This is a genomic window from Mycobacterium sp. (assembly GCF_035274705.1).
Lineage (GTDB): Bacteria > Actinomycetota > Actinomycetes > Mycobacteriales > Mycobacteriaceae > Mycobacterium.
On record NZ_DATENY010000102.1, the window covers coordinates 15,902 to 28,157 of the forward strand.

16 protein-coding genes are annotated in these 12,256 nt (G+C 66.2%); 9 read left to right on the forward strand and 7 right to left on the reverse strand.

Going from position 1 to position 12,256, the window contains the following annotated elements:
• Positions 1 to 33 precede the first annotated feature (33 nt).
• From VJV41_RS21645 to VJV41_RS21655, 3 genes are all read left to right on the forward strand, one after another.
• On the forward strand, positions 34 to 531 hold the full coding sequence (locus tag VJV41_RS21645; protein WP_414685020.1) for a DUF6912 family protein: 498 nt from the start codon (positions 34 to 36) through the stop codon (positions 529 to 531).
• A gap of 41 nt (positions 532 to 572) precedes the next feature.
• The gene (locus VJV41_RS21650; RefSeq protein WP_325337085.1) at positions 573 to 1,709 is read left to right on the forward strand and encodes a ferredoxin reductase; all 1,137 of its coding nucleotides are present in this window, start codon (positions 573 to 575) and stop codon (positions 1,707 to 1,709) included.
• 70 nt (positions 1,710 to 1,779) lie between these two features.
• Complete coding sequence (locus tag VJV41_RS21655; RefSeq protein ID WP_325337087.1) at positions 1,780 to 3,012, forward strand: fatty acid desaturase; 1,233 nt, start codon at positions 1,780 to 1,782, stop codon at positions 3,010 to 3,012.
• 71 nt (positions 3,013 to 3,083) lie between these two features.
• Here the strand turns inward: VJV41_RS21655 and VJV41_RS21660 are convergent, their stop codons facing one another.
• The gene (locus VJV41_RS21660) at positions 3,084 to 3,737 is read right to left on the reverse strand and encodes a class I SAM-dependent methyltransferase (RefSeq protein WP_325337089.1); all 654 of its coding nucleotides are present in this window, start codon (positions 3,735 to 3,737) and stop codon (positions 3,084 to 3,086) included.
• A 97-nt stretch (positions 3,738 to 3,834) separates the two neighbouring features.
• Positions 3,835 to 4,683, reverse strand: coding sequence for an aldo/keto reductase (locus tag VJV41_RS21665; protein ID WP_325337091.1), 849 nt, complete (start codon positions 4,681 to 4,683; stop codon positions 3,835 to 3,837).
• A 162-nt stretch (positions 4,684 to 4,845) separates the two neighbouring features.
• On the opposite strand from VJV41_RS21665, the gene VJV41_RS21670 reads away from it, so the two are divergent.
• A complete protein-coding gene (locus tag VJV41_RS21670) occupies positions 4,846 to 5,088 on the forward strand; it encodes a hypothetical protein (RefSeq protein WP_325337093.1) in 243 nt (80 codons plus the stop codon).
• Between the two features lie 48 nt (positions 5,089 to 5,136).
• Here the strand turns inward: VJV41_RS21670 and rsgA are convergent, their stop codons facing one another.
• On the reverse strand, positions 5,137 to 6,123 hold the full coding sequence (gene rsgA, locus VJV41_RS21675; RefSeq protein WP_325337095.1) for a ribosome small subunit-dependent GTPase A: 987 nt from the start codon (positions 6,121 to 6,123) through the stop codon (positions 5,137 to 5,139).
• Positions 6,120 to 7,403: a 3-phosphoshikimate 1-carboxyvinyltransferase gene (gene aroA, locus VJV41_RS21680; protein WP_325337097.1), complete on the reverse strand. Its 1,284-nt coding sequence runs from the start codon at positions 7,401 to 7,403 to the stop codon at positions 6,120 to 6,122. Before aroA ends, rsgA begins: the two co-directional genes overlap by 4 nt.
• 45 nt (positions 7,404 to 7,448) lie before the next feature.
• Here aroA and VJV41_RS21685 point away from each other — a divergent pair, with 45 nt between their 5' ends.
• On the forward strand, positions 7,449 to 8,222 hold the full coding sequence (locus VJV41_RS21685) for an SOS response-associated peptidase (RefSeq protein ID WP_325337099.1): 774 nt from the start codon (positions 7,449 to 7,451) through the stop codon (positions 8,220 to 8,222).
• 65 nt (positions 8,223 to 8,287) lie between these two features.
• On the opposite strand, the gene VJV41_RS21690 is transcribed toward VJV41_RS21685, so the two are convergent.
• Entirely contained in the window at positions 8,288 to 9,145 is an 858-nt protein-coding gene (locus VJV41_RS21690; RefSeq protein WP_325337100.1) for an NAD(P)-dependent oxidoreductase, read from the reverse strand.
• 10 nt (positions 9,146 to 9,155) lie between these two features.
• Positions 9,156 to 9,647 (reverse strand): Cys-tRNA(Pro) deacylase, encoded by a 492-nt coding sequence (gene ybaK, locus VJV41_RS21695; RefSeq protein ID WP_325337102.1) that lies wholly within the window; start codon positions 9,645 to 9,647, stop codon positions 9,156 to 9,158.
• Positions 9,648 to 9,846: 199 nt separating this feature from the next.
• Between ybaK and VJV41_RS21700 the strand changes: the two genes are divergently transcribed.
• Together VJV41_RS21700 and rsrA are read left to right on the forward strand one after the other, a co-directional pair.
• Positions 9,847 to 10,515, forward strand: a complete 669-nt coding sequence (locus tag VJV41_RS21700) for a sigma-70 family RNA polymerase sigma factor (RefSeq protein ID WP_325337104.1) — start codon at positions 9,847 to 9,849, stop codon at positions 10,513 to 10,515.
• On the forward strand, positions 10,512 to 10,805 hold the full coding sequence (rsrA, locus tag VJV41_RS21705) for a mycothiol system anti-sigma-R factor (RefSeq protein ID WP_325337106.1): 294 nt from the start codon (positions 10,512 to 10,514) through the stop codon (positions 10,803 to 10,805). The genes VJV41_RS21700 and rsrA overlap by 4 nt, the downstream gene beginning before the upstream one ends.
• A 14-nt stretch (positions 10,806 to 10,819) precedes the next feature.
• Here the strand turns inward: rsrA and VJV41_RS29005 are convergent, their stop codons facing one another.
• On the reverse strand, positions 10,820 to 10,894 hold the full coding sequence (locus VJV41_RS29005; protein ID WP_085976515.1) for a 50S ribosomal protein bL37: 75 nt from the start codon (positions 10,892 to 10,894) through the stop codon (positions 10,820 to 10,822).
• Positions 10,895 to 11,097: 203 nt separating this feature from the next.
• Between VJV41_RS29005 and VJV41_RS21710 the strand changes: the two genes are divergently transcribed.
• Positions 11,098 to 11,313, forward strand: a complete 216-nt coding sequence (locus tag VJV41_RS21710; RefSeq protein WP_014208824.1) for a biotin/lipoyl-binding carrier protein — start codon at positions 11,098 to 11,100, stop codon at positions 11,311 to 11,313.
• Between the two features lie 36 nt (positions 11,314 to 11,349).
• Positions 11,350 to 12,256, forward strand: a 907-nt coding sequence (locus tag VJV41_RS21715) for a histidine kinase N-terminal domain-containing protein (RefSeq protein ID WP_325337108.1), incomplete at its 3' end; no start/stop codon positions are given.

The following is a 12,256-nucleotide window of genomic DNA, read 5'->3' on the forward strand; positions in this document are numbered from 1 at the left end:
TCTGGGCCGCCGGCCAGCGGCTAATCTCGCCTCGTGCGCGTCTACGTTCCGGCGACCCTCGCCATGTTGCAGCAACTCGTCGCCGATCGATTGATGCGCGCCGTCAGCGGCACGGCGTTTGCCGTGACGCCGATGCTGCGGGAGTCCTACGCCGAGGGCGACGAGGACGAGCTCGCCGAGGTGGCGCTGCGTGACGCGGCGCTGGCCTCGCTGCGGCTGCTCGCCGGTGAAGGCACTTCCGGCTTGCCGCCGCGCCGCGCCGTGGTCGTTGCCGAGGTCGACGATGCGACGGCCCGCCCGGATCTCGACGACGCGGTGGTGCGGCTGTCGGGGCCGATCTCCTACGACGACGTGATCGCCGCCTATGTCGACACCGCCGACGCCGAGCCCGCGGTGGTGCCCGCGATCGAGGCCGTCGACGCCGCGGACCTGGGCGATGAGGACGCGGAATTCATCGTCGGCGATGCCCAAGACCACGATCTCGCGTGGTATGCGCCGCAAGAGCTGCCGTTCCTGCTCGAATTGCTCTGACGACTGGATACGGCAGCGTAAGTTACGGTACCGTAGGTTTCATGGCCAAGAACGTCATCAAGGTCTCGGCCAACGTCGCCGACACCGTACGGCCGACCATCGCCGGGGCGACCCGGCGCCCGGGCTGGAACGCGCTGCGCACGGTCGTCGGGCGCGTGACAACACCGCTGCTGCCCGACGACTATCTCAAGCTCGCGAACCCGTTGTGGTCGGCGCGCGAGCTGCGCGGTCGGGTGCAGGAGGTGCGACGCGAAACCGTCGACTCCGCGACGCTGGTCATCAAGCCGGGCTGGGGCTTTTCGTTCGACTATCAGCCGGGTCAGTACATCGGGATCGGTGTGCTGGTCGAGGGGCGCTGGCGCTGGCGGTCGTACTCGCTGACATCGAGTCCCGTTACGGGAGCGCGAACCATCACCATCACGGTCAAGGCCATGCCCGAGGGGTTCTTGTCGACCCACCTGGTCGGAGGGGTAGCGCCCGGCACGATCGTGAGGCTGGCCGCGCCGCAGGGCAACTTCGTGATGCCCGACCCCGCGCCGGCCTCGGTGTTGTTCATCACCGGTGGCTCCGGCATTACGCCGGTGATGTCGATGCTGCGCACGCTGGCCCGTCGCGACCAGATCACCGACATCGTCCACTTGCATTCGGCCCCAACGGAACCCGATGTGATGTTCGCCGAGGAACTGGCCGAGTTCGGGCAGAGCCACGACGGTTATCGGTTGCGGTTGCGATCGACGCGCACAGAGGGCCGCCTGGACCTCGCACGGCTCGACGACGAGGTCCCCGACTGGCGCGAGCGTCAGGTGTGGGCGTGCGGCCCCGAGGGCATGCTCAATTCCGCGGAGCGGGTTTGGTCGGCCGCGGGTATCGGGGAGCGCCTTCATCTGGAGCGGTTCGCGGTGTCCAAAGCCGCCGTTCACGGCCAGGGCGGCACAGTGGAGTTCGCGCGCAGCGGCAAGAAGCTGGCGGTGGATGCCGCGACGCCGTTGATGGACGCCGGCGAGCAGGTCGGCATCCGCATGCCGTTCGGCTGCCGAATGGGCATCTGTCAGTCATGCGTGGTGGGGCTGCTCGAGGGGCATGTCCGCGACCTGCGCACCGGCGCCGAGAAGGAACCGGGCAGCCGGGTGCAGACGTGCATTTCCGCAGCATCGGGCGATTGTGTGCTGGACGTTTAAGCTTTACTGACTGGTAACCTACGGAACCGTAGGTTACGGTAGCGTAGAGGATAGAGAGGGGAGGCTGACTATGGCTATTACTGACGTTCCGGCGTTTACGCATCTGACCGACGCCGACATCGAGAATCTGGCTTACGAGCTGGACGCAATCCGGCAGGACATCGAGGACTCCCGCGGTGAGCGCGACGCGCGCTATATCCGTCGCGCCATCGCCGCCCAGCGTGCGCTCGAGGTGGCGGGCCGGCTGATGCTGGCCGCGAGCTCGCGGCGCTCGGCGTGGTGGGCGGGCACAGTGACCTTGGGCGTTTCCAAGATCATCGAGAACATGGAGATCGGCCACAACGTCATGCACGGCCAGTGGGATTGGATGAACGATCCCGAAATTCACTCCTCGACATGGGAGTGGGATATGAGTGGGGCGTCCAAGCACTGGCGGTTCACCCACAACTTCATGCACCACAAGTACACGAACATCCTCGGCATGGACGACGATGTGGGCTACGGCGTCCTGCGCGTTACCCGCGACACAAAGTGGAAGCCGTTCAACCTGTTGAACCTGTTCTTCAACACCCTGCTCTCGACTCTGTTCGAGTGGGGCGTGGGTCTTCAGCACTTGGAGCTCGGCAAGATCTTCAAGGGCCGCGACGACCGCAACGCGACGCTGGTGCGGGTGCGTGAGTTCGGAGTCAAGGCCGGGCATCAGGTCGTCAAGGACTACGTCGCGTGGCCGGCCGTGACGTCGCTGTCGCCCGGCGCGACCTACAAGTCGACGCTGAAGGCCAACGCGGTGGCCAACATCATCCGAAACGTGTGGGCCAACGCGGTGATCTTCTGCGGCCACTTCCCTGACGGCGCAGAGAAATTCACCAAGACCGACATGGTTGGCGAGACCAAGGGCGAGTGGTACCTGCGCCAGATGCTGGGCAGCGCCAACTTCGAGAACGGTCCGGTTCTGCGGTTCATGAGCGGCAACCTGTGCCACCAGATCGAACACCACCTGTATCCGGATCTGCCGAGCAACCGTCTCTACGAGATCTCACTGCGGGTGCGCGAGGTGTGTGACAAGTACGACCTGCCGTACACGACGGGCTCGTTCTTGCTGCAGTACGGCAAGACGTGGCGGACCATCGCCAAGCTGTCGCTGCCGGACAAGTACCTGCGCGACACCGCCGACGACGCGCCCGAGACCCGCAGCGAGCGGATGTTCGCCGAACTCGAGCCGAGTCAGCGCCGTGGGCTCAAGTCGGCCATCGCCGCAGTGCGAGCACGCCGCCGCGAAAAGCGGTTGGCTGACGCCGCGTAGCCCTTCCCCGCGAGTGCCCGTGTCTGTACGGCGACACGCCGTGTTATGCGGGCATTCAGCGGTCACTCGCGCTAGCTGAACGTCCGTTTTTGCGCGATCAGATGGGCGTGCGGCGTCGATTCGAAGCCGTCGTCGTTTGGTTCACGCACCAAACCCGCGTACGGGTTCAGGCCCGCGTCGTCCAATAGCACCGCGACGGCGTCCGGTTGGCGCCGGTAGAAGGTCAACGACACGTCCTCGCCGAACGCCTGCTTGAACTCGCGGGGCTGCTCGCCCACCTGGAATGCCACTAACACCCATCCGCCGGGACGCAGCACCCGATGGAATTCCGAAAACACATGTGGCAGTTGCTCGTCAGGTATATGAACCACCGAGTACCACGCACACACTCCATCGAATTGGGCATCATCGAAGTCCAGATCCGTCATGGACCCGACTTGGAAGCGCAGCCCGGGGTTGAGGCGTCGCGCCTCAGTGATCATGTTGGGGGACAAGTCGATACCGACAACCTTGGGTCCGCAGTCGGCGAGCATGCGCGACGTCGCACCGGTGCCGCAGCCGACGTCCGCGATGACGCCGTCGCGATCGACTAGCCCCGCGAACCCGGTCAACATCGCACGGTCGAGCGGCTTGTCATGCAGATGGTCGTGGAACCGTTCGGCATACACCGCTGCGGTGCGGTCATAGCTGTCGCGCGTTCGTTCCAGGAAGTCCGAGGCCGTCACCGGCCGCACTCTACGGGCTCTCGTCGGCCGCGAGCGTGCACGAAATGCTCGCGAATTGCGGCGTGTCGCCGCGCAGACACGCGCGCTCGCGGGTGGGTTAAGTCTGGATGTTGTCGAACCGGTCGGGATGGGGGCCGGTGCGGCCAGACTCGCCTTTGTCCAGCGCGCAGAGTGCGTCGATATCGGCCTCGCCGAGCTGAAAGTCGAAGAGCGCGAAGTTCTCTCTGACACGTTGCGGCGTGACGGACTTGGGGAAGACGATGTCGCCCCGCTGGATGTGCCAACGCAGCACCACCTGGGCCGGTGACCTGTCCGCCGCACGGGCGATGCGCGTCACCACGGGATCGTCAAGCACCTTGCCCCGTGCGATCGGCGCCCAGGCCTCGGTCGCAATGCCGTGTTCCCTGCCGTAGGCGCGCACCTCGTCGTTCGGGAAGTATGGGTGCGACTCGATCTGATTCACCGCAGGCGTGGTGTCGGTTTCGCGGGCCAGCCGCTGCAGATGCGTGATCTGGAAATTCGACACTCCGATGCTGCGGGCTCGCCCATCGTTGTTGAACTCCTCGAGTGTCCGCCACGTCGAGACGAAATCCCCGTCGTAGAGCGTCGGCAACGGCCAGTGGATCAGAAACAGGTCGACGTAATCGACGCCCAACGCGTGAAGCGTGTTGTCGAAGGCGCGGCGGGCGTCATCTGGCTTGTGGAAGCCGTTGTTGAGCTTGCTGGTGATGAAGACATCCGCGCGGTCAATCCCTGCCTCGCGGACGGCCTGCCCGACCGCATGTTCGTTTCCGTACATCTGGGCGGTGTCGACGTGGCGGTAGCCGACCTCGAGTGCGGTCGTGACCGCGTCGGCCGTCCGCTCGGGTTCGATCTTGTAGACGCCGAATCCGAGCTGCGGAACGAGGGCGCCGTCGTTGAGCTGTATAGCCGGTATTTGGCTCACGGTTGCGAGCCTAGTTCCCCCGATCGGGGGACAAGCGATTCATCCGGTCGACCGTCCGATCGCCGGACATACACCGCGGCCCGCTGACGGCATTCTTGAGTCATCGCCGGAGAACACCGACGCACAAGCCGAAAAGCTAACTCACACAGGAGGACTCAAGAAATGAACACCACCACTAGCAAGTTCGCCCGCTACTTCGCCCTGCCGGTCGTCTCGGCCGGAATCATCGGCGGCGCGGCCCTGGGCCTGGCCGGGATGGCCAACGCGGCGTCCTCAACCCCGTCCGATCCTCACCAGGCCGCCCCGACGGTGCAGGCACATCCCGCCCCGGAGGCGCAGCCAGGTTGGCACGGACACCATGGTGTCTGGCACATCCAGAATGTGCAGCCGGGCTACCACCGCTGACAACTACACCAATGAGGCCCTTCCCGACATGGGGAGGGCTCATTGGCGTTAGTAACGAGCCTCCGACAGCGCCGCCAGCAGTCGTCGCGCCGCGGTGACGCGGCCGGCCGCGTGTCCGGCCAGCGTGTCCAGTGCGCACTCCGGATCGGCGGGCGGCCCCATGTGGCCGCAGCCGCGGGGGCAGTCCTTGATCGCCTCGGCCAAATCGGAGAAGGCCTGCATCACGTCGTCGGGTTCGATATGGGCCAGGCCGAACGAACGGATACCCGGCGTGTCGACCACCCAGCCGCCAAAGCTCAGCGGCAGCGCGATCGACTGCGTCGACGTATGCCGCCCCCTCCCGATATCGGTCACCTCACCCGTCGCCCGGTCCGCTTCCGGGACAAGGCGATTCACCAACGTCGACTTGCCGACGCCCGAGTGGCCCAGCAGCACGGTGACCTTGTCGGTCAGCAGAGGCGCCACAGCGTCGAGTGGGTCGTCGCGCCCGGCGATGGTGACCGTCAGATCGAGGTCCGCGAAGTGAGCAGCGAACGGTTCGGGCGGAGCAAGGTCCGTCTTCGTCAAACACAGAATCGGCTCAAGCCCGCCGGCGTACGCCGCTATCAGGGTGCGTTCGACCAAGCCTGTGCGCGGCGGCGGGTCGGCGAGAGCGACGACGATCAGCAGCTGATCGGCATTGGCGACGACGACGCGTTCGGTGGGATCGGTGTCATCGGCAGTGCGCCGCAACACCGTTCGCCGTTCGCCGCGCCGCACAATCCGTGCCAGCGTGTCCGGCCGTCCCGATAGGTCGCCGACGATGCCGACGTCGTCGCCGACCACGATCGGCGTGCGGCCCAGTTCACGTGCCCGCATGGCCGTGACGAGGCGGTCGGGGTCGCGACCCAGCGCGCATCCCCATCGGCCGCGGTCCACGGTCACGACCATGGCTTCCTGCGCGTCGGCGTGTTCGGGGCGAGTCTTCGTCCGCGGCCGCGAGCCCCGACCGGGTCGGACCCGGACATCGGACTCGTCGTACTCGCGAGGACTCAATCGATCGTCTGGCCTTCGAGCATCTCGGCCCACAGCTGCGGGAACTCCGGCAGCGTCTTGGCCGTGGTACCAATGTCTTCCACCTCGACGCCGGGCACCCGCAGCCCGACGATGGCCCCTGCCGTCGCCATCCGGTGGTCGGCATATGACCGCCACACGCCGCCGTGCAACGGCCGCGCGGTGATCACCAGGCCGTCGGGCGTTTCGTCGCATTGCCCGCCGAGACCGTTGATTTCGGCGCTCAAGGCCGCCAACCGGTCGGTTTCGTGGCCGCGCAGGTGCGCGATCCCGCTGAGCTGCGACACCGAACCGTCGGACGCCAGCGCCGCCAGAACTGCCACCGCGGGCGTCAGTTCGCCGACGTCGTGCAGATCGACCTCGAAGCCGCCGTAGGTATCTGCGCCGTGTACCTCCAGGTACGAACTTCCATGGCGCACAACCGAACCCAGTTTCTCCAGGATCGCGCGGATGTCGTCGGCGGGCTGGATACTCACCTGCGGCCAGCCCGTCAGGCGGACGATTCCGCCGCTGACGACGGCTGCCGCCAGGAACGGCACGGCGTTGGACAGATCTGGCTCGATGTCCCAGTGCCGCGCCGCAATCGGGCCGGGGGAGACCCGCCACCGGTTGGCCTCGCTGTCGTCGACGTCCACGCCCGCGTCGCGCAGCATCGACACCGTCATCGCGATGTGCGGCGCCGACGGAACCGATTCACCGGTGTGCACGATCGTCAGCCCATCGGTGAATGCGGCCCCCGACAGCAACAGGCCCGACACGAACTGCGACGACGCCGACGCGTCGATGTGTACCGTGCCGCCCGCGACGGAGCCTGCACCACGCACCGCGAACGGCAGCCCGTCGCCGTCGATGTCCACGCCGAGACCACGCAACGCATCGAGCAGCGGCGCGATGGGTCGAACACGGGCCTGCTCGTCGCCGTCGAACGTGACGGTCTCGGTACCCAGTGCCGCTGCCGGCGGCACGAACCGCAGCACGGTCCCCGCGAGCCCGCAATCGATACGAATGTCGGGTTGCGGTGCGATGGTGCCGCTGATGGTCAGCTCGCTGCCTGCGCCGTCGACGGTGACGCTCAATGCCTGCAGCGCCCCGATCATCAAGTCGGTGTCGCGGCTGCGCAGCGCCCCGCTGACGGTCGAGCTGCCTTGCGGAGTTGCCAATGCGGCGAGCACCAGCGCCCGATTCGTTTGGGATTTCGAGCCGGGCACGGTCACGGTGGCATGCACCGGGGTCAGCGTCGACGGTGCATGCCAGGTGCTCACGATCTATATCCTGCCCTGTCGGATTCGCGTGCCACCATGGGATATATGTGCGGGCGATTCGCGGTGACCACCGATCCGGCGCTATTGGCGGAGAAAATCCAGGCAATCGACGAAAGCACAGCGGCCACCAAGGAAGGCGTCGCCAACACCGGACCGAACTACAACGTCGCACCGACCACCACGATCAGCACGGTCGTCAAACGCCACACCGAACCCGACGACGAGTCGACACGTCGGGTCCGGCTGATGCGATGGGGGCTGGTGCCGCCGTGGGCCAAAACCACCGACGAGGGCGGCCCGGACACCAAGGGGCCGTTGCTGATCAACGCCCGTGCAGAAAAGGTGACGAGCTCACCGGCGTTCCGTAGCTCCGCGAAGGGCAAGCGGTGTCTAGTGCCGATGGACGGGTGGTACGAGTGGCGCCCCAACGGCGAGACAGCCTCGGGCAAGAAGGCACCCAAGACGCCGTTCTACATGTACGGCGCCGACGGTGAGCCGCTGTTCATGGCGGGGTTGTGGTCGACGTGGCGGCCGAAAGACGCTCCGTCCTCAAATCCGCCACTGCTGAGCTGCACGATCATCACCACCGACGCGGCGGGTCCGCTGGCCGACATCCATGACCGGATGCCGCTGACGATCAGCGCGAGCGACTGGGACCGCTGGCTCGACCCCGACGTCCCGATCGACGAAGGGCTGCTGCGTGGGCACGGCGATCTTGACCGCATCGAGATCCGCGAGGTGTCGCGACTGTTCAACAGCATCCGCAACAACGGTCCCGAACTGATCGAGCCGGCCGAACCGGAGCCCACGCTGTTGTAGAACGTCTACCGAGGATTTCTCGGGCTGGTGTTCGCGTTCTTCCAAGCCGAGCAGTGCAGCTAGCCTCACGGACCTTTGTAGCCGGGCGGATTGGGCGTATCGACCCACAGGTCGACGCCGAGGTCGGAGCCGGGGACACAGTCGTACACCGACAAGTCGGTGACACCGGACTCCAGCAGCACGTCCTCGCAGAGCAGGCTGTTGCCGGTGTACTCGCGGGCAGGCTTGTTGAGGATGGCGTAGGCCGCGTCGGCGTACACCGCGGGTTTGCGCGCCCGCCCCATTGCCTCGTCGCCGCCGAGAAGGTTCTGCACCGCCGCGGTGGCCACCAGCGTGCGCGGCCACAGCGTGTTGGACGCGACGCCATCCTCGCGCAGCTCCTCGGCTATCGCCAAGGCGCACAACGTCATTCCGTACTTGGCCATCATGTACGCGGTCGGCTTGAGCCACTTGGACTCCAACCGAATCGGCGGCGACAGCGTCAGGATGTGCGGGTTCTCGCGACCCACCATGTGCGGAATGCAGGCCTGCGACACCGTGTAGGTCCCCCGCACCTGGATGCCGTTCATCAGATCGAAGCGCTTGAGCGGCACCTCTTTGATCGAGCCGAGGTTGATCGCTGACGCGTTGTTCACACAGATATCGATGCCGCCGAACTGCTCGACGGTCTGCGCCACCGCGTCGGCGACCGATTGCTCATCGCGGATGTCACCGACGATCGGCAACGCATGCCCGCCGGCCTCCTCGAGCTCCTTGGCTGCGGTGTACACCGTGCCCGGCAGCTTGGGGTGCGGCTCCGCAGTCTTGGCGATCAGCGCGATGTTGGCGCCGTCGGCGGCCGCGCGCTTGGCGATCTCCAGCCCGATGCCGCGGCTGGCGCCTGAGATGAACATGGTTTTCCCGGACAAAGAGGGCGGTGTCATGGGCTTCACCTTAAATTGTCCGGATGTCGGCGGTGACAGCCATGGTCAGCCTGATCAGATCCTGCGGGTGCACTGCGACGTCCCAGCCGCGCTTGCCTGCGCTGCACAGCACGCGGTCCCAGTGCAGCGCCGAGGTGTCGACGACCGTGGGCAGCGGCTTGCGCTGCCCGAACGGCGAAATGCCGCCGATGACGTAGCCGGTCGAGCGTTCCGCGGCGGCCCGGTCGGCCAGCGTCGCCCTGGGCGCGCCGAGCGCCGCCGCGGCGGCCTTGAGGGACAGCTTCGACGGCACCGGAACGACCGCGACGGCCAGGCCCTTCGGTAGGGCGACGACGAGCGTCTTGAACACCTGCTGCGGGTTGACGCCCTCGACCTGGGCGAGCTCCTCGACGGCCTCCTCGCCGTACGACTCGGCGCGCGGGTCGTGTTTGTACTGCAGCACTTCATGCGGAACCTCGGCGGCCTGCAGGGCCGCGATCGCAGGTGTTGCTGCGCGCGCCACCGGCTCAGAGTAATGCGGGAACAACAGGGCCCATCCGTGCTGTTGTTGGGTGCAGTCGGCCCGCGCAACGGGCCTTGTCGGTTACAGCCTCTAGGATCGAAGGAAGGGGTCTTTGGTGCCTACCATTTGCCTGGACCGTCCGGTGGACATACGGGGTCTGTTTGGTGGCGCCGCTACAGAAGGGACGGTGTTCCCCACGATGACCGACAGCGACGGGTCGGCGCCCGATACGGCGCCAGAGACGTCGGGTGCCGACAGGGCCACCGAGAGCGACGCCGAGCTGACGGCGCGATTCGAGCGCGACGCGATTCCGCTGCTCGACCAGCTCTACGGCGGCGCACTGCGCATGACGCGCAATCCGGCCGACGCCGAGGACTTGCTGCAGGAAACCATGGTGAAGGCCTACGCCGGCTTCCGCTCGTTCCGCGAGGGAACCAATCTCAAGGCCTGGCTGTACCGGATCCTGACCAACACCTACATCAACAGCTACCGCAAGAAGCAGCGGCAGCCGTCGGAATATCCGACCGAGGAGATCACCGACTGGCAGCTGGCCTCCAACGCCGAGCACTCCTCGACGGGTCTGCGCTCCGCGGAGGTCGAGGCGCTCGAGGCGCTTCCGGACAGCGAGATCAAGGAAGCCCTGCAGGCGCTGCCAGAGGAGTTCCGGATGGCGGTGTACTACGCCGATGTTGAAGGCTTTCCGTACAAGGAGATCGCCGAAATCATGGATACGCCGATTGGAACGGTGATGTCCCGGTTGCATCGCGGCCGACGTCAGTTGCGCACCCTGTTGGCTGATGTCGCGCGGGACCGCGGCTTCATTCGCGGCGAACAGCAGCTCGACACGCCCGAGGAGGTTTCCTCATGAGCGACGACGAACGCTGGTCCCCGCCGATCGGGCCCGTCGATCCCGAGCATCCCGAGTGCGCGGCTGTCATCGCCGAGGTATGGACGCTTCTTGACGGTGAGTGCACAGCCGAGACCCGCGACAAGCTCAAGCACCACCTCGAGGAATGCCCGGCGTGCCTGCGCCACTACGGCGTCGAGGAGCGGGTCAAGACGCTGATCGCCAAGAAGTGCAGTGGTGACAAAGCGCCGGACAGGCTGCGCGAGCGGCTACGCATCGAGATCAGCCGCACCACGATCTATCGCTCCTGATACGAAAAGCGCCCCTATGAGTTGGGGCGCTTTCCGTGGTTTGCCTTCGAATGCTTGCGGTCGCGTTTCTTGCGGCCTCGCTTGGCCATGGTGCTCCTTCGTCCGTTGTGCTTGCCTCCAGTGTCTCATGGGGCTGCGGCTCGCGGTCTGTGGCTCTCCCCCTGCTCTGCCCTGCCGGGCGGGTGGGCCCACCGCTTGCGAGGGGAGTACCCCCACGCGTGACCGCTCGTCGGCCGTCCGCGCGGGGGTTGTGGTTCGATAGAGCGGCAAGCAGCAGCAGGAAGGGGTGAAGATGGCCGAGGATGTTCGCGCCGAGATCGTCGCCAGTGTGCTCGAGGTCGTGGTCAACGAGGGCGATCAGATCGGTGAGGGCGACACCCTGGTGCTGCTGGAGTCCATGAAGATGGAAATCCCGGTGCTCGCCGAGGTCGCGGGCACCGTCAGCAAAGTGAGCGTTTCCGTTGGCGACGTCATCCAGGCCGGCGACCTCATCGCGGTGATCAGCTGACGGCCGATTTCGAGGCCCACGCGGAAGTAGTACCCGATGTCCACCCTCGGTGACCTGCTCGCCGAGCACACCGTCCTGCCCGGCAACGCGGTCGACCATCTACACGCAGTGGTGGGTGAGTGGCAGCTGCTGGCCGACTTGTCCTTCGCGGACTTTCTGATGTGGGTGCGCCGCGACGACGGCGTGCTGGTGTGCGTCGCCCAGGTGCGGCCGAACACCGCGCCGACGGTATTGCTGGCCGACGCGGTCGCCACCGTCGCCGAACCCGGCGCGCTGCCACTCGTGACTGCGGCGTTCAAATCCGGGGCGATCAGCCGGGAAAGCCTTGTAGCACAAGAGAATTCTCCTGCGCTGAACGTTGAAGCCGTCCCTGTGCGTTACAAAGACGATGTGGTGGCCGTGCTGACCCACCAAACGGCGCTGGCCGCCCGTAAGGCCAGCCCGCTGGAAAGCGCCTACCTCGACTGCGCCGGGGACCTACTGCTGATGCTGTCCGAAGGCACCTTTCCCAACGTTGGTGACCTCGCGATGTCCCGCTCGAGCCCGCGAGTCGGGGACGGCTTCATCCGGCTCGACGAGTCCGGTGGCGTCGTATTCGCCAGTCCCAACGCGATTTCGGCCTATCACCGGATGGGGCTGGCATCGGAACTGGAGGGCCACAACCTCGTTGCTGTGACCCGCCCGCTGATTTCAGATCCCTTCGAGGCGCAGGAACTGGCCAACCACGTCCGCGATTCGCTGGCCGGCGGATCAAGCATGCGGATGGAGGTCGACGCCGGAGGGGCGGCCGTACTTCTGCGCACGCTGCCATTGGTGGTGCACGGCAAGGCCGTTGGCGCGGCGGTACTGATCCGTGACGTCACCGAGGTCAAACGCCGTGACCGTGCGCTGCTTTCCAAGGACGCGACAATCCGAGAGATCCACCATCGGGTGAAGAACAACT

Bases quoted from the DNA above. Each gene is read 5' to 3' on its own strand.
- rsrA (WP_325337106.1), top strand. From the start codon at position 10,512: ATGAGCGACGACGAACGCTGGTCCCCGCCGATCGGGCCCGTCGATCCC.
- VJV41_RS21670 (WP_325337093.1), top strand. From the start codon at position 4,846: ATGAACACCACCACTAGCAAGTTCGCCCGCTACTTCGCCCTGCCGGTC.
- VJV41_RS21650 (WP_325337085.1), top strand. From the start codon at position 573: ATGGCCAAGAACGTCATCAAGGTCTCGGCCAACGTCGCCGACACCGTA.
- VJV41_RS21700 (WP_325337104.1), top strand. From the start codon at position 9,847: ATGACCGACAGCGACGGGTCGGCGCCCGATACGGCGCCAGAGACGTCG.
- VJV41_RS21690 (WP_325337100.1), bottom strand. From the start codon at position 9,145: ATGACACCGCCCTCTTTGTCCGGGAAAACCATGTTCATCTCAGGCGCC.
- VJV41_RS21685 (WP_325337099.1), top strand. From the start codon at position 7,449: ATGTGCGGGCGATTCGCGGTGACCACCGATCCGGCGCTATTGGCGGAG.
- VJV41_RS21655 (WP_325337087.1), top strand. From the start codon at position 1,780: ATGGCTATTACTGACGTTCCGGCGTTTACGCATCTGACCGACGCCGAC.
- VJV41_RS21710 (WP_014208824.1), top strand. From the start codon at position 11,098: ATGGCCGAGGATGTTCGCGCCGAGATCGTCGCCAGTGTGCTCGAGGTC.